The following is a 20,284-nucleotide window of genomic DNA, read 5'->3' as shown; positions in this document are numbered from 1 at the left end:
GAGACAGCTCGACTAACTGTTTTGCTCGATACGTGAAAAGCGGCGGCAGTGTGGAACATGGTATAGGCCGTAGAAAGTGGTCGGGCCATATGTTTGTGAGGTTGATTGTTGTCGTTAGCTAAGTAGGAGCCAGGGTCAGGTCCGCCATTCGTACACGAGCTCAACCTTGGCCGTCTCGATCTGCAGCAAGTTGCGCTTTATTAAATGCCGATACGGCTCGACTGACTGTCCTGCTCGATATGTGAAAAGCAGCGGCGATGTGGGACATGGTAAAAGCGGTTGAGAGATAGGCGCGTGCCATTGCCTCGTCCCTATCGCTATAGCGGGCGTGATATTACGCGAGTGACAGGGGACAGCGTGGCTTTGAAGATCGGCGTATCCTTAAATTCATCGGAGCGCTTCGATTGCTGCTGTGCTGAAATGAATGCGTTGTGTAGTGGTCAACCCATCCCGGACACTACGTTAAGTTTTTCTTCGGCGACGGCCGGTGGCAGTCCCTGGTTGAACTGATGTGGCCGTATCCAGTTATACCGGTGCATCAGGTAATGGCTAATGTCCCGTTGTGCTTCCTGTGCCGTCATGTAACCAGTTGACGGCAGCCATTCCGTTTTGACGCTGCGGAACAGCCGTTCCATCGGGGAGTTATCCCAGCAATTTCCCCGCCGGCTCATGCTCTGTCGTATCCGATAACGCCATAAGCGCTGACGGAATTTTCGACTGGCGTACTGGCTACCTTGATCCGAATGCAACAGCAGCCCCTGTGGTCGACCTCGCTGCTCGTAAGCCATTTCCAGCGCTTGCACAACAAGGTCGGCGTCGGGTCGTAGCGAGAATGCCCAGCCCACCGCTCGGCGAGCGAACAAATCCAACACCACTGCCAAGTAATACCATCGGCCTTGCGCCCAGACATAGGTGATGTCCCCGCACCAGACCTGATTTGGCGCCTCGACTGTGAATTCACGATTGAGGTGGTTCGGAATATCGACCCGCTCCACCGTAGCCTGCTTATAGGCATGGCTGCCAGGCTGCTTGCAGATCAGCCCCAACTCTTCCATCAAACGACTGACTTTGAAGCGGCCAATTGCTGTGCCTTCCTCGCGCATCATGCCCATGATGCTGCGGCTTCCCGCCGAACTGCGACTCTCGACGAACAGCTCGTGCACGCGGCTACGCAATGCCATGCGCTCAACATCAATGTGGCGGGCGCGCTCCCGATATGCATACAGGCATGACCGCGCTACGTCGAACACCGCGCAGATCAACTCGATTGATTCGTCACCACAAATCTGATCGATTACCTCGTACGTTCTATCCCTTCCGACATCAAGAGCGCGGTAGCCTTTTTTAAAATGGACTTCTCCCGCTCGAGACGCTCAATGCGTGCTTCGAGTTCCTGTATTCGCTGCTGATCAGGCGACATTGCCTTACTCTGTGGCGTGATGCCCTGCCGCTCCAACTGAAGCTGCTGCACCCAGCGGCGCAGCACTGATTCGCCGATGCCCACCGACCGGCTTGCCTCCGTATGGCTGTATCCTTGATCCAGTACCAGGCATGCCGCCTGCTGTTTGAACTCAGGGGGAAACGTACGTCTTTGCTTGCTCATCAAACACCTCTCTGTGGCGAGCATTCTCGCCTAAATCAGTGTCCGGGTACATTAAACCACTACAGTTCGCATATGGCCTGAATTAATCAGCCAGAATGGCAAGTAGCCTCGACCGTTTCAACAAGCCGGAACGCCAGGGGCGAGTCGGCCAGTTGTGCACGATCTTAGCCTTGAGGCGTGTGGTATAGCTTGTAGCTTGAGGCCAGTCGCAAAACTGTTGGCGAGATTTGCATCGGCTAAGCCGTCTGTCCCAAGCCGACCAGCCGGCCTAGCGTCTCCTGCGCATTCATGCTCTTGGCCAGCTTAACGGCGCTCATGCCGCGGCTGTCCACGGCATCGATGCGGGCGCCGTGCCGCAGCAGCAGGTCGAGGATGGCCAGGCGGTTGAACATGGCGGCCATCATCAACGGGGTCTTGCCGTCAGGGCTGGCGCCTTCCACGCTTGCGCCGTGCTGGAGCAGCAGTGCGGCGATCTCCAGATAGCCCTTGTAGGCCACGCCGGCCAGCGGCGTCTGGCCCTGGTCGTTGGGGACGTTGGCGTCGGCGCCAGCTGCTAGCAGCAGGCGCGACGTTTCCAGGTGGCCATGGTAGCTGGCCAGCATGATCAGGCTGTCGCCTTTTTCGTTGCGGAAGTTGACCGGCACGCCCTGGGCAAGCATGGGGCCCAGTTGCTGCGTATCGCCTTCGCGCACCAGGGCGAACAGGCTCTGGATGAATGCCAGGGTTTCGGCATCCATCGCTGCCGGGAGTTTTCGTGCATCGGCGGTCATCGTGTGCTTTCTGTGAGGTTGGGCCAGGCTTGCAGTCTACTATGCGCCCGCCGCCAGCGCCTTTTGCCGCGCAGCCAGCGCTGCACCGATGAAGAGGGCGATGGCCGAGGCGATCAAGCCCCGCTCCAGTCCGGCCGGGCCGTCGGCGATCCAGCCGACCACGATGGGGCCGGCGATCTGGCCCAGCGCGAACACGGTCGTGTAGGCGCTGATGCCGGCCGTCCAGGATTGTTGCGGCAGGTTGTGCCGCACGAGGGCCGTGGTCGACGCCACCACCGACAGGAACACGGCGCCGAAGACCAGGCCGGAGAGGAAGACGACGGGCACAAAGCTCGTCAGCGCGGGCAGGATGGTGACCACGCCCAGCACGCCATTTAATATCGCCAGCGATTCGCCGCCCTTGTAGCGGTCGAGCATGCGCGCCCAGATGCGCGACGAGGCCACCACCGCCAGCCCCAATACCGTATAGAACACGGTGATCAAGTTGGCACGCATGCCTTGCTGCTTGAGCAGGGCGATGACGAAGGTCATGTAGCCGATGTAGCCGACGCCGAACATGAAATAGCCAGCCAGGCTGGGAGAAAAGTCGCGCCAGGCGAAACGCCGCGGCGTGTCGACGGCGCGCGGCGTTTCGCCGATCGTTTTGGCCGGCAGGGCCATGAGGGCGGTGGCGGCCAGGCAGGCGAGTCCCAGGGCCAGCCACGGCCATTGCCAGGCATGCGCGGCGCCGTGGTCCTGTGCGGCGGCCAATGCCGCCGGCACCAGCAGGGCCGACAGCGCGATGCCGAAGCCCGTGCCGCCGTAGTACAAACCGATGTAGAAGCCGGCGCGCTGGCTGTGCATGGAACCGAGCCGCGCCGCCAGCACGCCGCCGGCGATGAAAATGAAGGCGCTGGCCACGCCCGCGCACACGCGCTGCAGAAACAGGGCGGTCGTATCGCTGACCAGGCCCGACATCAGCATGAAGACGCTGGCCAGCAGGGACCCTGCGATCAGCAGGCGCCACACGCCCAGGCGGCGCATCAGCGCCGGCGTGGCCAGGGCGCCGAGAAAATAGCCGAGCGCATTGAAGGTGTTCATGGCCCCGGCCAGCAGGTAGGACCAGCCCAGATCGTCACGCATGGGCGGCAGCAGCAAGCCATAGGAAAAGCGCGACAGGCCCAGGGCGACGGCGGCGCCCAGCGACAGCGCCAGCGCCGTGGCCAGCGGATGGGACGGGGAAGGATCGTGTGTTGGCATGGCCTCAATACCCGTTTATGTGAGAGCGTGGAGTGGGCGCCGGGCGGGGGCAATCGGCGGGCAAGGTCTGTGCGGGACAGCGGCTGTGGCGCTGACGACACGCTTTTTTACTGCCAAGTTAATGAACAGGAGCCTGGAAGTCAAGCAGGGCCGCGCCTGTCATGGCAGTCAACAATGCAAATTCTGTCATCGTTACTTTTGGAGAGAATTGTGAGACATGCAATCTCATATAATTGCAATTAGGAAATTAACTTGCCAAAATTCAATTTTGCGGGTTGCTCCTGATCCTCCATATCTTAAGGGCACTATGAACAAGAATAAACCTGGCGCGTTGTTGATGGCAGCGCTGATTGGTGCGGCGTTGGCTGGCTGCGCTTCCGAATCGTCGCAAGCCCTGGCTGTTCCCACAGTCGCCAGTGCGGCCCGACCTTACGTCGGTCCACGCACGCTGATCGCTGTCGGCAAGTTCGACAACCGCTCCAACTTCATGCGCGGCATCTTTTCCGATGGTGTCGATCGTCTGGGCAGCCAGTCGAAGACGATTCTGATTGCACACCTGCAAACATCCAACCGCTTCAACGTCCTCGACCGCGACAATATGGCCGAGCTCAAGCAGGAAGCTGACTTCAAGAAGCAGGGCCAGAACATCAAGGGCGCGGACTTTGTCGTCACGGGCGACGTGACCGAATTCGGCCGCAAGGAAGTGGGCGACAAGCAATTGTTCGGCATCATGGGCCGCGGCAAGACACAAGTGGCATATGCCAAAGTCACCTTGAACGTCGTCAATATTGCCACCTCGGAAGTCGTGTACTCGGCCGGCGGCGCCGGCGAATACAGCCTGTCGAACCGCGAAGTGCTGGGTTTTGGCGGCACCGCCAGCTATGACGCCACCCTCAACGGCAAAGTCCTGGACCTGGCCATGCGCGAAGCGGTCGAGCGCTTGGTGGCCGGCGTCGAAGCGGGCGCATTGCGCAAACAATAAGGTAACCCATGACAACAATGATGAACAAGGGCGCAGCCCTGCTGGCCATGCTCGCCTGTGCCGCCCTGACCGGTTGCGCCACGCAATCGAAGACCCTGTACCAATGGGAAGGCTACCAGCCGCAAGTGTACGAATACCTGAAGGGCGAAAGCCCGGAGCAGCAGATGGCCGCCATGGAAAAAGACCTGCAAGTGATCGCTGCGAAGGGTAATCATGCGCCGCCGGGCTTCCATGCCCACCTGGGCATGCTGTACTCGATCGCCGGCAAGCCGGAGCAGGTCGCCGCGCAGTTCGAAGACGAGAAAAAACTGTTCCCGGAATCGACGCCGTACATGGACTTCCTGTTGGGTAAATTGAAAAAAGGCGAGAAATTATGATGTCGCGCATGTTGAAAATGGCCCTGTGCCTGGGTCCCGCCATCTTCATGGTCGGTTGCGCCACCAAGCAGGCGGCATACGATTACACCGCCTTCAAGGCGGCCAAGCCCAGCTCGATCGTGGTCTTGCCACCATTGAACAACTCGCCGGAAGTCAATGCCGGCAACAGCGTCTACGCGCAAGTGACCTATCCGCTGGCCGAAGCGGGCTACTACGTGCTGCCGGTGGCCGTGGTCGGTGAAACCTTCAAGCAGAACGGCTTGACGAACGCGGCCGATATCCACGGCGTCGATGCCAAGAAGCTCAACGAGATCTTTGGCGCCGATGCGGGCCTGTACGTGACGATTTCCAAATACGGCACGACGTACGCCGTGATCGACAGCGTGACGGTGGTGGCGGTCGATGCCAAGCTGGTCGACCTGAAGACGGGCGCCTTGCTGTGGCAGGGCGCTGCCAGCGCATCGAGCAACGAAGGCAACAACAGCGGTGGCGGCGGCCTGATCGGCGCCCTGGTGACGGCGGCGGTCAAGCAGATCATCAACACCAGCACCGATGCCAGCCATCCTATCGCCGGCACGGCGAATGCGCGCCTGCTGTCGGCCGGCGTGCCGAACGGCTTGCTGTACGGCCCGCGTTCGGAACGCTACCTGGCGCAGTAAGCGTCCTGCCGCACCCGCACAGGGCCTGCATCCGCCAGGGCCTGTCGCAGGCCTGCCAGGCCCGTGTCGAAAGGCATGCCTGGCAGCGCCGAACCGTTCGTCCACGATCATCACATCACATCCCGGCCTGCGCGATGCGCACCCGGACATGACGCAGCCCGCAGTCCGCGGAGCCTGTGAGACTTCGACTGGCGCAAGCCCACTTTCCCCAGCCACGTTAAGATAGCGGTATTTTCAAGATTGCGAGGGGCCCAGGTGCGCGTGTTGCTGGTGGAAGACGATCCGATGATCGGGGAAAGCCTGGTCGAGGGCTTGCGCGGCGAGTGCTATGCCGTGGACTGGGTGCGCGACGGCCACGATGCGGAGCTGGCGCTGGCCGGCTTCGCCTACGATTTGATGCTGCTGGACCTGGGCTTGCCCGGCAAGCAGGGCATGGACGTGCTGCGCGCCATGCGCGCGCGGGGCGCCGAGTTGCCCGTGCTGATCATCACGGCGCGCGACGGCACACCGGCCCGCGTGGAAGGACTCGACAGCGGCGCCGATGATTACCTGGTCAAACCGTTTGACCTCGACGAGCTGCTGGCGCGTATCCGCGCGCTGCTGCGGCGCCGGGTCAGCCGTTCGCGCTCCGTCATCGAGCATGGCGCGCTGATCCTCGACCTGGCCAGCCACGACGTCACGTTCGAGGGCGAGCAGATCAAGCTGCCGCCGCGCGAGTTTTCCGTGCTGCGTGCCTTGCTCGACCATCCGGGCAAGGTGGTGTCGAAGCGTCAGCTGAGCGAGAAGCTGTACGGCTGGGATTGCGAAGTGGAAAGCAATACCGTCGACGTGTACGTGTACCAGCTGCGCAAGAAGCTGGGCGCGGACGCCATCCAGACCGTGCGCGGCGTGGGCTACAAGATGCGGGTGGCATCTTGCTGACCATCCGCCGCCAATTACTGCTCGGCTTGCTGGCCGCCACCTTGCTGTGCGTGCTCGGCGCCGGCATTTCGCTGTTCCGCTCGCTGCTGGAAGAAACCAATGAACTGGCCGATTTGCAGCTGCGCCAGCTGGCCGTGGCCTTGCCCGACGAGTTCGAGCCGCAGGCGGGCCTGGCCGCCGCGCAGGAGCCGGAAGAGGCGTTCGTGCTGCAGGCGTGGGACGAGGACGGCGAGCCATTGCCCATCCTGCAGGGCCAGCCGGCATTGCCGCGCTATGCGCTGGCCGGCTTTGCCGATGTCACATTGCACGGCGAGGACTGGCGCCTGTACGGCGAGACGCGGCGCGGCCGCTACGTGCAGGTGGCGCAGGCGCAGGCCGTGCGCGACCAGCTGGCCTGGCAGATGACCATGCGCGCTGGCGCGCCCCTGCTGGTGTTCGCCCTGATCCTGGCGCTGCTGATCGTCGCCGTCGTGGGGCGCGCGCTGGCGCCGCTGCACCGGCTGGCCGAATCCGTGGCCGGCCGTTCGCCGGAAGCGCTCACGCCGCTGGCGGCCGACGACATGCCGCCCGAACTGCGGCCCGTGGCGCTGGCGCTGAATAGCCTGATGGGCCAGTTCGAGGCGGCGCTGACGGCGCAGCGTACCTTTGTCGCTGATGCCGCGCATGAATTGCGTTCGCCGCTGACGGCGCTGAAACTGCAGCTGCAGGTGGCCGAGCGGGCCGGCAGCGAGAAAGAACGCCGCGTGGCGCTGGCGCGGCTGCATGAAAGGCTGGACCGCAGCACGCACCTGGTGCGGCAATTGCTTAGCCTGGCGCGCCACGAAACGGCGCTCACGGCCAGCCAGCTGCACACGGTGGACCTGGGGCAGTTGCTGGAAGCGGCCGTGGCCGACCACAGCGCGCTGGCCGACAGCCGCGCGATCGACCTTGGCGTGGTGGAAACGCTGCCGGCTCCGGTGCTGGTGCAGGCCGATCCCGACGGCTTGCAGGTCTTGCTGAATAACCTGATCGACAACGCCTTGCGCTACACGCAGCAGGGCGGCCGGGTCGATCTGCAGGCGGCGCTGGAAGAGGGCCGGCCCCTGCTGCGCGTCTCCGACAACGGCCCCGGCGTGCCAAGCCAGCACCATGCACGGCTGTTCGACCGCTTCTTCCGGCCCGACGGCAACGACGCCTGGGGCTGCGGCCTGGGCCTGTCCATCGTGCGCCACATCGCCGAGCACCATCAGGCGGACATTGCGCTGGCCGACGGCGAGGCGGGGCGGGGCTTGCAGGTGACGGTGCGCTTTCCGCAAGCGGCCTGAACGAAAAAAAAAGCGGATGCCGGCGAGGGCATCCGCTTTTCAGTCACGCGCGAGGCGCTTAGGCCAGCTCGGTGATGAATTGCTCGCGCGCGGGGCGCACTTTTTTCAGGTCCACCAGCCAGTCGCCCTCGTCGGCGCGGTAGCCGAGCGGCAGCATGACGACGGAGCGCAAGCCTTTTTCGCGCAGCTTCAGGATCTCGTCGACCTTGGCCGGGTCAAAACCTTCCATCGGCGTCGAATCGACTTTTTCCTGCGCCGCGGCGATCAGGGCCGTCCCCACGCCGATATACGCCTGGCGCGCCGCGTGCTGGTAGTTGGTCTCGGCATCGCGCTGCGGATACGTGGCCAGGATCTGCTGGCGGTACGCTTCCCAGCCTTCATTCTTGAAGCCGCGCACGGTGTTGACCAGGTCAAAGCGGGCGTTGATGCGTTCTGCCGTGTAATTGTCCCAGGCGGCAAACACCAGCAGGTGCGAGGCGTCCGTCACTTGCGACTGGTTCCACGCATGCGGCTTGATCTGCTCGCGCAGGGCCGGATTCGTCACGACGAACACTTCGTAAGGATGCAGTCCGCTGGAGCTGGCCGTCAGGCGCACGGCTTCCAGGATGCGCTCGACCTTGTCTTGCGGCACCGTTTTCGTCGGGTCCATTTTCTTGGTGGCGTAACGCCATTGCAGTGTTTCGAGCAAATCGGACATGTGAATCCCTTTCAGAGTGAATAGTTCAGATTGGAAATGATAGCGGATTCAGCCATTTCAAGTGCGGCCCCGCAAAGAGAGTTGTATAGATGAGCTGTCTCTTGCCCTTTACAGCCCCACCATGGCCAGCTCCACTGCCGGGTAGCGCGCGCCTTGCACGCTGGCGGGCGCGATGGCGGCGCCGATGGCGGCCAGCTCGGCGCCGCTCAGGGTGAGTTGCGCGGCGGCCACGTTCTCTTCCAGGTGGGCCAGGCTGCGGGCGCCGGGAATCGGCACGATGTCGTCGCCTTGCGCCAGCAGCCAGGCCAGGGCCAGCTGCGCCGCCGTGGCGCCGCGCGCCGCCGCCAGGCGCTGCAGCTCGGCAACCATGTGCGCGTTGGCCGCCATCGCCGGCGGCTGGAAGCGGGGCAGGCTGTGGCGGTAATCGTCTGGCGCCAGCGCGGCGCTGGATGCGAGCCGGCCCGTCAGGAAGCCCCGGCCCAGCGGGCTGTAGGGTACGAAACCGATGCCGAGCGCGCGGCAGGCGGGCAGCACGTCCGCTTCCACGTCGCGGCTCCACAGCGAGTATTCGGACTGCACGGCCGCAATCGGATGCACGGCGTGGGCGCGGCGCAGGGTGGCGGCCGACACTTCCGACAGCCCCAGGTGACGCACCTTGCCCGCCCGTACCAGTTCGGCCATGGCGCCGACCACGTCTTCGATGGGCACGGCCGGGTCCACGCGGTGCTGGTACAACAGGTCGATGCACTCGATGCCGAGCCGGGACAGCGATCCTTCCACCGCCTGGCGAATATGTTCGGGGCGGCTGTCGACACCGGCCATGCGTTCGACGCCCTGGCCGTGCGGCAATATCTTGAAGCCGAACTTGGTAGCGATGCTGACTTTGCCGCGCAGCTGTTTCAGGGCGCGGCCTACCAAGTCCTCGTTGGCGTAGGGGCCGTACACTTCGGCCGTATCGATCAGGGTCACGCCCAGTTCCACGGCGCGGTGCAGCACGCGCAGCGAGGCGGCTTCGTCGGCGCCGCCATAGGCAAAGCTCATGCCCATGCAGCCCAGGCCGATGGGGGCGACGCGCAAGCCGGAGTTGCCCAGTGTTCTGTGTTCCATGTTCATTTCCTTTCAAAAAAAGATGCAAGGAGTATGGATGAAGGAACAGCATGCGATAAGATGGCTAATCCTGCATGCATTACTGAATTATTCTCATGAATTTTTTCCTCGACAATGGCTGACCTCAACGAATTGACGGCCTTTGCCGCCGTCGCCCGCCTGCGCAGCTTCCGCAAGGCGGCATTGGAGCGGGGCGTGTCCGCCTCCGCCCTCAGCCACGCATTGCGCGCGCTGGAAGAGCGCCTGGGCGTGCGCCTGCTGAACCGCACCACGCGCAGCGTCACGCCGACCGAGGCGGGGCAGCAGCTGCTGGCGCGGCTGGCGCCGGCCATGCGCGAAATCGACGATGCCTTGCAAGACTTGAGCGCCCTGCAGGATGTGCCCGCAGGCACGCTGCGCCTGAACGTGCCCCGTCCCGCCGCCCGGCTGCTGCTCGCGCCCATGCTGGCCGGTTTTGTCGCGCGCTATCCGCGCGTGCAGGTCGAAGTGGTCACCGATGACGGCATGATCGATATCGTGCGCGACGGTTTTGACGCGGGCATCCGCTTCGGCGAACAGGTGGCGGCCGACATGATCGCCGTGCCCGTGGGCGCGCCGCAGCCGTTCGTGGTGGTGGCGTCGCCCGCCTACCTGGCGGCGCATGGCGCACCAGGCACGCCGCGCGACTTGCTGGCGCACGCCTGCATAGGCCGGCGCTTTCCCAGCGGGCGCCAGTATGCGTGGGAGTTCGGGCAGGATGGGGAAGCCGTCAGCATCGCCGTCGGCGGCCCGCTCGTGTTCGACGATGATGAACTGATGCTGCGCGCGGCCCGCGATGGGGCGGGACTGGCCTATGTGTACGAAGCCGACGCGCGCGCCGATATCGCGGCGGGCCGCCTGGCGCGCGTGCTGGAGCGCTGCCTGCCGCCGCCGTCCCGTTACTTCCTGTACTACCCGAGCCGGCGGCAGATGCCTGCCGTGCTGCGCGCCTTTGTCGACATGGTCCGCGCCGACGGTCTTGCCTAGGCGGCGGCCGGCGGCGCGCCGTGCTCGACCGGCCACTTGACGGTAAACACGCTGCCGCCCGCCTTGCCGCGTGTGCAGGCGGCGCTGCCACCGTGCGCGCGCGCGATGGCTTCGACCACGGCCAGGCCCAGGCCGCTGCCCGCGTTCAGGTCGCCGCCGTCGCTGTCGCCGCGGCGAAACGCTTCGAACACGTGCGGCGCCAGTTCCTTTGCAATGCCGGGGCCCGCATCCTCGACGCTCAGGTAGTACTGGCCGGCCTGCACGCGGGTGCGCACGCGCAGCAGGCCCGGATGCGCATAGCGGCGCGCGTTGTCGAGCAGGGCCAGCACGATTTGCCGGATGCGCGCCGCGTCGCAGCAGACGGGATGGTCGGACAGGTGCAGCTGCAGCGTAAAGCCGGCCGCTTCCATCTCCTGCGCCAGCAGGCGGCCCACTTCCTCGATTTCCAGGGTCAGGTCCGTCCACGCCATGCGAAGCTGCATGTGGCCGCTGTCGGCCAGGCTCAGGGTGCGCAAATCCTCGATCAGGCGGCCCAGGTCCTCGACTTGCGCCAGCAGGCTGGAAAACGGCACTTCCTCGGGCTTGAAGACGCCATCGACGACGCCCTGCAAGGTGCCGCGCAGGATGGTCACGGGCGTGCGCAGTTCGTGCGCGATGGCGGCATTCCACGTTTCGCTTTCCTTGGCGCCCCGCTGCAGGCGCTCGGCCATGCTGTTGAAGTCGTCGACCAGCATGGCCGTCTCGCCCAGGCTGCGGTCGCCCGCGAAGGCGCGCGCGGACAGGTCGCCGTGGGCCACGCGGCGCACGCTGTCCATCACGGAATTGATCGGTTTTAAGATGCGCGCGGCCAGCTTGAGGGCGAAAAAGGCGGCCAGGCCCAGGCCGAAGACGGTGATGGCGAAGATCCACAGCCATTCGACGGTGCTGGGCGACCAGTCGTCGGGCTCGGACAGCATGTCGGGATCGATCTTGAAGGCGATGGCGAAGAAGGTCCAGGAACCGATCCAGATGATCAGGATGCTGCACACCATCAGCACGGACATCGACAGGATGATCTGCCGGTTCAGGCCAGTGAAGCGCATCAGAGCTCGCTTTCCAGCCGGTAGCCCACGCCGCGCAGGCTGGCCGGCATGTTCATCACGCCCGCTTCCTCGAGCTTCTTGCGCAGCTTGCTGACGTGGCTGTCCACCGTGCGTTCCATCGAATTGCTCTCGGGCATGCACGACTCCAGCAATTCCAGGCGGCTGCAGACGCGGCGCGGCGTGCGCGCCAGGTGCGCCAGCAGGCGAAATTCCGTCAAGGTCAGGCTCAAGGGCACGGGCGCGCCGTCGCGCAGCACGCTGGCCACGTACGTTTCCTGGTCGATTTCGATGGGGCCGCAGCGCAGGCGCTGGCCGCCCACCGGGTGGTGGCGCACGCGCGAGCGGCGCAGCACGGCGGCCACGCGCGCCACCACTTCGGCCGGATTGAAGGGCTTGATGATGTAGTCGTCGGCGCCCACGCGCAGGGCGGCCAGCTTGTCGGCATCCTGGTCGCGCGCTGTGAGCATGATGACGGGCGTTTCGCCGCGCCGCCGCACTTCGGCCAGCACGGCCCAGCCGTCGACGCGGGGCATCTGCACGTCGAGCAGCAGCAGGTCCGGCGCCAATGCCAGGTGCTGCTGCAGCGCTTCCTGGCCATCGAGGGCGAAGGCCGTGCGGTAACCGTCGCGCTCCAGATAACCGGCGAGGATGCGGGCGATTTGCGGTTCATCTTCGGCGATCAGGATGAGGGCGGAAGGGGGCGTGGTGGCAAGAAAAGAGGGCTGGCTGGCGCTGTGATGATAGTTCATGCAAATAGTCTAGCATTCTTCTTTCTCTCCATCGAATCTCCACATTTCTTTGACGAAATGTCCACCTTGGCCTTTTATGCTGCGCTTATCTGTCGACCGGACCGCCGGTTGGGATCTGCCATAGAGAAAGACCATGCATCCGAGCCACTTCACCAAGAAAAACATGTTGATCGCCGCGGCACTGTTCAGCCTTGCCGCCTGTTCCAAACCCGCGCCGGACGAGGCGGCCGCGCCGCCCGCCGCCGTGACGGTGCTCAAGCTGCAAGCGGCACCCGTCGTCCTCAGCGACGAATTGCCGGGCCGGGTGGCCGCCTTCCGCACGGCCGACATCCGCCCGCAGGTGGGTGGCATCGTGCTGCGCCGCCAGTTCGAGCAGGGCGCCGACGTGACGGCGGGGCAGAAGTTGTTCCAGCTCAATCCGGCACCATTCCAGGCGGACGTCGATTCGGCCGCCGCCGCCCTGCAGCACGCGGTGGCCACGGCGAACCGCGCCAGCAGCCAGGCCGAGCGCCTGAAACCGCTGGTGGAAGCGGACGCCATCAGCCGCCAGGCGTATGACGATGCCGTGGCCCAGCGCGAGCAAGCCGTGGCCACCGTGGCGCAGGCGCGCGCGACCCTGGCCCGGCGCCGCCTGGACCTGGCCTTTGCCAGCATCGAGGCGCCGATTGCCGGGCGCATCGGCTCCGAACTGGTGACCGAAGGCGCGCTCGTAGGCGTGGCCGATGCTGCGCCGATGGCGCGCATCCAGCAGATCGACAAAGTGTATGTCGACGTGCGCCAGCCGGCCGCCGCGCTGGCCGCGCTGCAAGCCTCGGGTACGGGTGGCGCGGACAAGCTGCCCGTGACCATTTTAGGCGCCGATGGCCAGCCGCATCCCGTTACGGGCCGCATCCTGTTCTCGGGCATCAGCGTCGATGCGGGCACGGGCGACGCCGTCATCCGCGTGCTGGTCGACAATCCGCAGCGCCAGCTCTTGCCCGGCATGTTCGTGCGCGCCCGCATCGCCCGCGCCGTGCAGGCCAACGGCGTGCTGCTGCCGCAGCAAGCCGTCTTGCGCAGCAGCGGCGGCCAGGCGCAGGCCTGGGTGCTGGACGGCACGAACAAAGCCAGCCTGAAACCGATCGCCGTGGGCGACGTGGTCGAGCACCAGTATGTAGTCAGCGGCGGCCTGAAGGCGGGCGACACCGTCGTCATCGAAGGCCAGGAACGGCTGCAGCCGGGCGCCACCGCCGCGCCGCAGCCATGGAAGCCGGCCGTCGTGGCAGCCGCAGCTGCCGCCAAAGCGCATTGATGCGCCATTTGAATCCAATGAAAGTCTAACGACATGCCTCAATTTTTCATCAACCGCCCCGTCTTTGCGTGGGTGGTGGCGGTCTTCATCGTCCTGTTCGGACTGATCGCCATACCGCAATTGCCGATTGCGCGTTTTCCTTCCGTGGCGCCGCCCAGCGTCAGCATCAGCGCCGTGTATCCGGGTGCCACGCCGCAAACCATGAACGATTCCGTGGTGGGCTTGATCGAACGCGAACTGTCGGGCGTCAAGCACCTGCTGTATTTCGAGTCGTCCACCGACACCTCGGGTTCGGCCTCGATCACCGTCACCTTCCAGCCGGGCACCGACCCGGAAATGGCGCAGGTGGACGTGCAAAACCGCCTGAAGGCCATCGAGCCGCGCCTGCCGCAAGCCGTGCGGCAGAACGGCTTGACGGTGGAATCGGCGTCGTCGGGCTTTTTGATGATCGTCAGCCTGATCTCCGAGAATGGCCAGCATGACGAAGTGGCGCTGGGCGACTACCTGGCGCGCAACGTGACGGAAGAACTGCGCCGCATTCCCGGCGTGGGCAAGGTGCAGCTGTTCGGCTCCGAGCGGGCCATGCGCATCTGGGTCGACCCGGCCAAGCTGGTGTCGTACAACATCGCCATGGGCGAGCTGACGGCCGCCATCGCGCAGCAAAATGCGCAGATCGCACCGGGCCGCCTCGGCGATTCGCCCGCCGTGCACGGCCAGCGCGTGACGATTCCGCTGACGGTGCAGGGCCAGCTGCAAACCCCGGCCGAATTTGCCGCCATCGTGCTGCGCGCGAATGCGGATGGCTCGAAAGTGACCATCGGCGACGTGGCGAAAGTGTCGCTGGGGGCGCAAAGCTTCAATTTCAGCATCCGCGAAAACGGCCAAGCCGCGTCGGGCGCCGCCATCATGCTGTCGCCCGGTGCCAACGCCGTGCAGACGGCGGCCGCCGTGCGTGCGCGCATGGCCGAACTGGCGCACACCATGCCGGCCGGGATCAAGTACTCGGTGCCGTTCGATACGGCGCCGTTCGTGAAGATATCGATCGAAAAGGTGATCGTCACCTTGCTGGAGGCGATGGTGCTGGTCTTCCTCGTCATGTATCTGTTCCTGCAAAAGATACGCTACACCCTGATTCCGGCCATCGTCGCGCCGATCGCCCTGATGGGCACTTTTACCGTGATGCTGATGGCCGGCTATTCCGTCAACGTGCTGACCATGTTCGGCATGGTGCTGGCCATCGGCATCATCGTCGATGACGCCATCGTCGTGGTGGAAGCGGTCGAGCGCCTGATGGCGACCGAGGGCCTGTCGCCGAAGGAAGCGACGTCGAAGGCGATGCGCGAAATCACAGGTGCCGTGGTCGGCATCACCCTGGTGCTGACGGCCGTGTTCATCCCGATGGCCCTGGCCAGCGGTTCCGTGGGCGCCATCTACCGCCAGTTCACCCTGGCCATGGCCGTGTCGATCCTGTTCTCGGCGTTTCTGGCCTTGACCCTGACGCCGGCCCTGTGCGCCACGATGTTGAAACCGATCGGACCGCATGACCATGATAAAAAAGGCTTTTTCCTGTGGTTCGACCGCCAGTTTGAGCGCATGACGGCGCGCTACGAAAAAGGCGTGGTGGCGATGCTGAAACGCGCCGGCCGCTCGATGGTGCTGTACGGCGCCATCGTCGCGGCGCTGGGCGTGGCCTTCATGCAGCTGCCGTCGGCCTTCCTGCCCGAGGAAGACCAGGGCTACTTCATCACCTCGATCCAGCTGCCGTCCGACGCCACCATGGAGCGCACGCTCGATGTCGTCAAGCTGTACGAGCAGCACGTGGCCACGCGTCCCGGCATCGAAGTGAACCAGTCGATCCTTGGCTTCAGCTTTTCCGGCGCGGGACCGAACGCGGGCCTGGCCTTCACCATGCTGAAAGACTGGAAACAGCGCAACGGCGCCACGGCGCAGGAAGAAGTGGCGCTGGCGCAGGCGGCCATGTCGCAGGCGAAGGAGGGCGTGATCATGAGCCTGATGCCGCCCGCCATCGATGAACTGGGCAATTCGTCCGGCTTTTCGATGCGCCTGCAAGACCGCGCCAGCCAGGGCATCGCGGCCCTGCAGGCGGCGCAGAACCAGCTGCTGGGCCTGGCCGCGCAAAGCAGCAAGGTGGCGGGCGTGTATCCGGACGGCTTGCCGCCCGGCGCCAGCGTGCGTCTCGACATCGACCGCACCAAGGCCGAAGCGCTGGGCGTGCCGTTCACGGCGATTGCCGACATGCTGACGGCGGCCATGGGGTCGACCTATGTCAACGATTTCCCGAACGCTGGCCGCATGCAGCAGGTGATCATCCAGGCCGACGCGCCGTCGCGCATGCAGCTCAACGACGTGCTGGCCTTGCGCATCCGCAATAACGCGGGCGGCATGGTGGCCTTGGGCGAGCTCGTGCGACCCGTGTGGAGCGAATCGCCGCTGCAGCTGGTGCGTTACCAGGGCTACCCGTCGGCGCGCATTTCCGGCAGCGCGGCGCCCGGCGTGTCCAGCGGCGACGCCATGCTGGAAATGGAGCGGCTCGTGAAGCAGTTGCCGCCGGGCTTCGCGCTGGCGTGGACGGGCCAGTCGCTGCAAGAGAAGGAATCGGCGTCGCAGGCGCCCATGCTGATGGCGCTGTCGATGCTGGTGGTCTTCCTCGTGCTGGCGGCCCTGTATGAAAGCTGGTCGATTCCCGTCTCCGTGATGCTGGTGGTGCCGCTGGGTTTACTGGGCGCCGTGCTGGCCGTGATGTTGCGCGGCATGCCGAACGACGTGTTCTTCAAGGTGGGCATGATCACCATTATCGGCCTGTCGGCGAAGAATGCGATTCTGATCGTCGAGTATGCGCGCCAGTTGCAGGCGCAGGGCAAGGGGCTGGTCGAGGCGACGGTGGAAGCGGCGCGCCTGCGCCTGCGCCCGATTTTGATGACGTCATTGGCGTTCGCGCTGGGCGTGGTGCCGCTGATGCTGGCCACGGGCGCCAGCGCCGAGACGCAGCACGCGATCGGCACGGGCGTGTTCGGCGGCATGATTACCGCCACCGTGCTGGCCGTATTTTTCGTGCCCGTGTTCTTTGTCGTGGTGCTGGGCGCCGTCGACAAGATGGGCACGTACTTCAACAAACGCAGTGATCGCATCGCCGTCAAGGCGGTGGAAGGAGAGTTGTAATGCGTTTATTTTTTCTCACGCCCTTGGCCGCGCTGGCCTTGTCGGCGTGTTCCCTGACGCCGCCGCTGGTCAAGCCGGCGGCACCGATACCGGCCAGCTATGCAGAGATTGCCGCGCCAGCCGCGGCCGACACCGCGGCCGACCTGGGCTGGCGCCAGATGCTGCTCGATGCGCGCCTGCAGCGCCTGGTCGATATCGCGCTGGAAAACAACCGCGACTTGCGCGTGGCTTCGCTCAATGTGGAAGCCGTGCGGGCGCAGTACCAGATACAGGATGCGGGCCGCTATCCTGCCATCGGCGCGAATGCGGGCGGCGTGCGCCAGCGCGGCGCCGACGCTGTGACACAGAATCAGTTCACTGCCGGCATCGCCATGAGCGCGTTCGAGATCGACCTGTTCGGCCGTCTGCGCTCGCTGTCGGACGCGGCGTTTGCCCGCTATCTGGCCACCCAGCAGGGCCAGCGCGCCGCGCATATGGCCCTGATCGGCGCCGTGGCCGACGCCTACCTGGAGCAGCGCCTGGCCGAGGAACAGCTGGCGCTGGCCCGGCAAACCCTGCTTGACTGGCGCCAGGCGCTGGTCTTGACGCAGCGCCTGCACGGCGCGCAGCAGGGCAGCGGCCTGGACGTGGCGCAAGCCGAAGGCCAGGCCGCCACGGCGGAAGCGGACGTGCAGGCGCGCGTCCGGGCCAGCTCATTGGCGCGCAACAACCTGGAACTGCTGCTCGGTGCGCCGCTGCCGGCCGATCTGCCGGCGGGCCGCGCGCTCGATGGCCAGCCCGTGCTGACGCAGCTGCCGCCCGGCCTGCCGTCGGACTTGCTGGCGCGCCGTCCCGATATTTTGCAAGCCGAGTACGCGCTGGCGGCGGCGAATGCGGAAATCGGCGCCGCCCGCGCCGCCTTCTTCCCCCGCCTGTCGTTGACGGCGTCGCTGGGCTTTGCCAGCCCGGAACTGGGCGACCTGTTCCGCGGCAGCGCGCGCAGCTGGTCGTTCGCGCCGCAAGTGACGCAGCAGCTGTTCCAGGGCGGCCAGCTGCGCGCGGAACTGCAGCTGTCGCGGTTGCGCAAGGACGTGGCCGTGCTGCAGTACGAACAGGCGATCCAGGCGGCGTTCCGCGAGGTGCGCGACGGCCTGGCCGGCAGCGCCACGTTTGCGCAGCAGATCGCCGCGCAGGAGCGCGTGGTGGCGGCGGCGCGGCAGCGCCAGCGCCTGTCGCAGCTGCGCTACGACGCGGGCCAGGACAGCCGCCTGGAATTGCTCGACGCGCAGCGCCAGTCGTATGCGGCCCAGCAAGCCCTGCTCGACGCGCGGCGCGACCAGTTCAAGTCGGCCGTGGCGCTGTACAAGGCGCTGGGTGGCGGCCTCGAGGAGTAAACCTCCGTCTACCAGGGCAGCGCCACGGGCACGCTGTCGCGGTGCTTCGCCTGGTAGTGGGAACGCAGGAATTGCGCCAGGAAGGTGAATTCGTTGTAGCAATGCATGAGCAGGGCGCGGGCGAATGCATCGGGGAAGAGGGCGGCGATCTCTTGCGGGCTGTGGCCGGCGTCCGGCAAGTCCTGGCCCATGTAGAAATGGCTGCGCAAGGTCATGCCCCAGGCCGTGTCGCGGCCCATGTGCAGCAGGCGCCCGCCAAGGACGGCGCCGTCCGCGGTGCGGGGCGGCGCATAGCTCATGCCCACCCTGGCGCATACGGCGGCAGAAATGCGGCCCTCGGCCCGCGCCGCCTCGTATTGCCGTCCCTCGAAGAATTCACGGGGATCGCGGAACTGGATGGCCAGCTGTTCGGCCGGCATGCCGCTGAAAAACTCTTCCGCCAGATGGATGGAGCCGACGTGCGTCCCGGCGCTGCCTTCAGCCCAGCCGCTGGCCAGGTGGTCGACCGGGTGCCACATCAGGTAGCGCTCCGTGTCGGGCCGCGAGCGGAACCACCATTCAAACATCTCGCCAGTGCAATTTGGCAAGTCGGTGCGGCACGCCACGTGCAGCACGCCGCTGGGCAGCCGTTCAAAGCCCGTTTCCAGCGCCAGGGGAGCGGGCTGCAGCAGGGCGTGGACGTCGTTGAGATCCATGGTCTTACCTTTCAGTGTGGGTGGTGGAAACAGCGGTGGTGCCGGCCGGGCGGCGGCGCAGCAGCGGGGCGGCCGCCACGGCCGCGCCCAGCAGGGCCAGCGCGGCCGTGGCGGCAAACATCGTGGCGTGGCTGCCGGGCAGATACGTCATGAAGGAAGAGAGAAATTGCCCGCCGAAGATGGCCATCGACAGATAGGCGAGGTTGCGGTTGCGGCTGGGCAAGTGGCTGCGCTCGACCGTCATGTGCGTGCACAGGGGCACGGACAGGCCAAAGCCCATCCCCAGCGCCACGGCGCCGGCCAGCAGCATGGGCAGCGCGGCGGCGCCCGCAAACAGCAGGTGTGCCAGCGCATAACAGGCGAAGGCGGCGCCCAGGGTACCGTGTTCATGCAGGCGCCGGACCGCCAGGGGCATCAGCCAGGCGGCCGCCACGGCCACCAGCGACACGAAGGACAGCAAATACCCGGCCCGGTCCTCGCTCCAGCCCAGCTGCTGGAGGCGCAGGGGCAAAACGATGATGGCGGCGAAAAACACCGTCATGGAGAGCGCCGCCAGCGCATGGACGAAGAGCAGGGCGCGCGACGGGCCGGGCGCTGGCGGCGGGCCATCCAGGCCGGCATCCCCGGCCGGCTCGGGCGCCGGCACGCAGCGCCAGGCAGAGGCCAGCAGCAGCCAGGCGAACAGATACAGCAGGAAGGGATAGCGCCATGCCGCCGTGGCCAGCAGGCCGCCCAGCGCGAGGAACAGCACGCCGCCCAGTTCGATCGTCATGCCTTGCCTGGCGATCATGCGCAGCCTTGCCTGGCCGCTGAACAAGGCCGAGATCAGCCCCGTGCCCGATGCCATCACCAGCGCCGTCGGCGCGCCCAGCAGGAAACGGTTGGCGAACACGGCAACGTGCCCATGCAGGAACATGCCCGAGACGCCCAGCAAGCCGTACAGGAACAGCCCCGCCAGCAGGCTGCGGTGCAGTCCCAGGCGCTGCATGAGCATGGCGGCGAAGGGGCCGGACAGCACCACGCCCAGCGAGGGCAGCGTGACGAGCCAGCTGGCGGCGTCGGCCACGCCGAGCCGCGCGGCGATGGACGGCAATCCCGGGACCAGCACGCATCCCACCATGATGGTCAGGCTGGCAACGGAAAGGAGCGTGCACGTTGCTGTCTTCGATATACTGCGGCTGGACATGCGCCTCCCCCGGTGCTTGCGTTAAAAAAACCGTTAATCGGAACACTGTTCCGAATAATGGAAC

General features: G+C 65.5%; 19 protein-coding genes. 9 read left to right on the top strand and 10 right to left on the bottom strand.

What is annotated here, in order from left to right; all coding sequences use genetic code 11:
* Positions 1 to 160: 160 nt before the first annotated feature.
* From OX462_RS15815 to OX462_RS15800, 4 genes are all read right to left on the bottom strand, one after another.
* Complete coding sequence (locus OX462_RS15815; protein WP_409026524.1) at positions 161 to 301, bottom strand: helix-turn-helix domain-containing protein; 141 nt, start codon at positions 299 to 301, stop codon at positions 161 to 163.
* 139 nt (positions 302 to 440) lie between these two features.
* A protein-coding gene (locus OX462_RS15810) for an IS3 family transposase (protein ID WP_409026523.1) occupies positions 441 to 1,603 on the bottom strand; the annotation gives its coding sequence in 2 pieces (ribosomal slippage) (positions 441 to 1,348 and positions 1,348 to 1,603; 1,164 coding nt in all).
* A 236-nt stretch (positions 1,604 to 1,839) separates the two neighbouring features.
* Positions 1,840 to 2,373, bottom strand: a complete 534-nt coding sequence (locus OX462_RS15805; protein ID WP_409026522.1) for an ankyrin repeat domain-containing protein — start codon at positions 2,371 to 2,373, stop codon at positions 1,840 to 1,842.
* A 39-nt stretch (positions 2,374 to 2,412) separates the two neighbouring features.
* A complete protein-coding gene (locus tag OX462_RS15800; RefSeq protein WP_409026521.1) occupies positions 2,413 to 3,612 on the bottom strand; it encodes a YbfB/YjiJ family MFS transporter in 1,200 nt (399 codons plus the stop codon).
* Positions 3,613 to 3,919: 307 nt separating this feature from the next.
* On the opposite strand from OX462_RS15800, the gene OX462_RS15795 reads away from it, so the two are divergent.
* The 5 genes from OX462_RS15795 (at position 3,920) to OX462_RS15775 (ending at position 7,855) form a co-directional block, all read left to right on the top strand.
* Positions 3,920 to 4,594, top strand: coding sequence for a CsgG/HfaB family protein (locus OX462_RS15795; protein WP_070313143.1), 675 nt, complete (start codon positions 3,920 to 3,922; stop codon positions 4,592 to 4,594).
* Between the two features lie 17 nt (positions 4,595 to 4,611).
* Positions 4,612 to 4,971 carry a DUF4810 domain-containing protein gene (locus OX462_RS15790; RefSeq protein ID WP_205602385.1) on the top strand — a complete coding sequence of 120 codons (360 nt, stop codon included), beginning with the start codon at positions 4,612 to 4,614 and terminating at the stop codon, positions 4,969 to 4,971.
* A complete protein-coding gene (locus OX462_RS15785; RefSeq protein ID WP_409026520.1) occupies positions 4,968 to 5,630 on the top strand; it encodes a DUF799 domain-containing protein in 663 nt (220 codons plus the stop codon). The genes OX462_RS15790 and OX462_RS15785 overlap by 4 nt, the downstream gene beginning before the upstream one ends.
* Positions 5,631 to 5,885: 255 nt before the next feature.
* Complete coding sequence (locus OX462_RS15780) at positions 5,886 to 6,551, top strand: response regulator transcription factor (RefSeq protein WP_070221497.1); 666 nt, start codon at positions 5,886 to 5,888, stop codon at positions 6,549 to 6,551.
* Complete coding sequence (locus tag OX462_RS15775) at positions 6,545 to 7,855, top strand: ATP-binding protein (protein WP_409026519.1); 1,311 nt, start codon at positions 6,545 to 6,547, stop codon at positions 7,853 to 7,855. Before OX462_RS15780 ends, OX462_RS15775 begins: the two co-directional genes overlap by 7 nt.
* A gap of 58 nt (positions 7,856 to 7,913) precedes the next feature.
* Here the strand turns inward: OX462_RS15775 and OX462_RS15770 are convergent, their stop codons facing one another.
* Together OX462_RS15770 and OX462_RS15765 are read right to left on the bottom strand one after the other, a co-directional pair.
* Positions 7,914 to 8,552, bottom strand: a complete 639-nt coding sequence (locus OX462_RS15770; RefSeq protein ID WP_070288056.1) for an NAD(P)H-dependent oxidoreductase — start codon at positions 8,550 to 8,552, stop codon at positions 7,914 to 7,916.
* A 108-nt stretch (positions 8,553 to 8,660) separates the two neighbouring features.
* Positions 8,661 to 9,659: an aldo/keto reductase gene (locus OX462_RS15765; RefSeq protein ID WP_409026518.1), complete on the bottom strand. Its 999-nt coding sequence runs from the start codon at positions 9,657 to 9,659 to the stop codon at positions 8,661 to 8,663.
* A 114-nt stretch (positions 9,660 to 9,773) separates the two neighbouring features.
* Between OX462_RS15765 and OX462_RS15760 the strand changes: the two genes are divergently transcribed.
* On the top strand, positions 9,774 to 10,664 hold the full coding sequence (locus OX462_RS15760; RefSeq protein ID WP_409026517.1) for a LysR family transcriptional regulator: 891 nt from the start codon (positions 9,774 to 9,776) through the stop codon (positions 10,662 to 10,664).
* On the opposite strand, the gene OX462_RS15755 is transcribed toward OX462_RS15760, so the two are convergent.
* Both OX462_RS15755 and OX462_RS15750 read right to left on the bottom strand, forming a co-directional pair.
* Entirely contained in the window at positions 10,661 to 11,746 is a 1,086-nt protein-coding gene (locus tag OX462_RS15755; protein ID WP_409026516.1) for an ATP-binding protein, read from the bottom strand. The genes OX462_RS15760 and OX462_RS15755 overlap by 4 nt on opposite strands.
* Positions 11,746 to 12,495, bottom strand: a complete 750-nt coding sequence (locus OX462_RS15750; RefSeq protein WP_070221491.1) for a response regulator — start codon at positions 12,493 to 12,495, stop codon at positions 11,746 to 11,748. Before OX462_RS15750 ends, OX462_RS15755 begins: the two co-directional genes overlap by 1 nt.
* Before the next feature lie 133 nt (positions 12,496 to 12,628).
* Here OX462_RS15750 and OX462_RS15745 point away from each other — a divergent pair, with 133 nt between their 5' ends.
* The 3 genes from OX462_RS15745 to OX462_RS15735 are packed head-to-tail and all read left to right on the top strand — an operon-like array spanning position 12,629 to position 18,339.
* A complete protein-coding gene (locus OX462_RS15745; RefSeq protein WP_409026515.1) occupies positions 12,629 to 13,786 on the top strand; it encodes an efflux RND transporter periplasmic adaptor subunit in 1,158 nt (385 codons plus the stop codon).
* A gap of 33 nt (positions 13,787 to 13,819) precedes the next feature.
* A complete protein-coding gene (locus OX462_RS15740; RefSeq protein WP_409026514.1) occupies positions 13,820 to 16,966 on the top strand; it encodes a multidrug efflux RND transporter permease subunit in 3,147 nt (1,048 codons plus the stop codon).
* Positions 16,966 to 18,339: an efflux transporter outer membrane subunit gene (locus tag OX462_RS15735; RefSeq protein WP_409026513.1), complete on the top strand. Its 1,374-nt coding sequence runs from the start codon at positions 16,966 to 16,968 to the stop codon at positions 18,337 to 18,339. The genes OX462_RS15740 and OX462_RS15735 overlap by 1 nt, the downstream gene beginning before the upstream one ends.
* A gap of 8 nt (positions 18,340 to 18,347) precedes the next feature.
* Here the strand turns inward: OX462_RS15735 and OX462_RS15730 are convergent, their stop codons facing one another.
* A complete protein-coding gene (locus tag OX462_RS15730; protein ID WP_409026512.1) occupies positions 18,348 to 19,034 on the bottom strand; it encodes a DAPG hydrolase family protein in 687 nt (228 codons plus the stop codon).
* A gap of 4 nt (positions 19,035 to 19,038) precedes the next feature.
* Positions 19,039 to 20,220, bottom strand: coding sequence for an MFS transporter (locus OX462_RS15725; protein ID WP_409026511.1), 1,182 nt, complete (start codon positions 20,218 to 20,220; stop codon positions 19,039 to 19,041).
* Positions 20,221 to 20,284 lie beyond the last annotated feature (64 nt).

Source organism: Janthinobacterium aestuarii, assembly GCF_046113285.1.
Lineage (GTDB): Bacteria > Pseudomonadota > Gammaproteobacteria > Burkholderiales > Burkholderiaceae_D > Janthinobacterium.
This window is presented reverse-complemented; position numbering and strand designations above follow the sequence as displayed.

Coding starts and splice junctions, on each gene's coding strand:
- OX462_RS15815 (WP_409026524.1), bottom strand. CDS start 301: ATGGCACGCGCCTATCTCTCAACCGCTTTTACCATGTCCCACATCGCC.
- OX462_RS15805 (WP_409026522.1), bottom strand. CDS start 2,373: ATGACCGCCGATGCACGAAAACTCCCGGCAGCGATGGATGCCGAAACC.
- OX462_RS15800 (WP_409026521.1), bottom strand. CDS start 3,612: ATGCCAACACACGATCCTTCCCCGTCCCATCCGCTGGCCACGGCGCTG.
- OX462_RS15795 (WP_070313143.1), top strand. CDS start 3,920: ATGAACAAGAATAAACCTGGCGCGTTGTTGATGGCAGCGCTGATTGGT.
- OX462_RS15790 (WP_205602385.1), top strand. CDS start 4,612: ATGATGAACAAGGGCGCAGCCCTGCTGGCCATGCTCGCCTGTGCCGCC.
- OX462_RS15785 (WP_409026520.1), top strand. CDS start 4,968: ATGATGTCGCGCATGTTGAAAATGGCCCTGTGCCTGGGTCCCGCCATC.
- OX462_RS15770 (WP_070288056.1), bottom strand. CDS start 8,552: ATGTCCGATTTGCTCGAAACACTGCAATGGCGTTACGCCACCAAGAAA.
- OX462_RS15765 (WP_409026518.1), bottom strand. CDS start 9,659: ATGGAACACAGAACACTGGGCAACTCCGGCTTGCGCGTCGCCCCCATC.
- OX462_RS15760 (WP_409026517.1), top strand. CDS start 9,774: ATGGCTGACCTCAACGAATTGACGGCCTTTGCCGCCGTCGCCCGCCTG.
- OX462_RS15755 (WP_409026516.1), bottom strand. CDS start 11,746: ATGCGCTTCACTGGCCTGAACCGGCAGATCATCCTGTCGATGTCCGTG.
- OX462_RS15750 (WP_070221491.1), bottom strand. CDS start 12,495: ATGAACTATCATCACAGCGCCAGCCAGCCCTCTTTTCTTGCCACCACG.
- OX462_RS15745 (WP_409026515.1), top strand. CDS start 12,629: ATGCATCCGAGCCACTTCACCAAGAAAAACATGTTGATCGCCGCGGCA.
- OX462_RS15740 (WP_409026514.1), top strand. CDS start 13,820: ATGCCTCAATTTTTCATCAACCGCCCCGTCTTTGCGTGGGTGGTGGCG.
- OX462_RS15735 (WP_409026513.1), top strand. CDS start 16,966: ATGCGTTTATTTTTTCTCACGCCCTTGGCCGCGCTGGCCTTGTCGGCG.
- OX462_RS15730 (WP_409026512.1), bottom strand. CDS start 19,034: ATGGATCTCAACGACGTCCACGCCCTGCTGCAGCCCGCTCCCCTGGCG.
- OX462_RS15725 (WP_409026511.1), bottom strand. CDS start 20,220: ATGTCCAGCCGCAGTATATCGAAGACAGCAACGTGCACGCTCCTTTCC.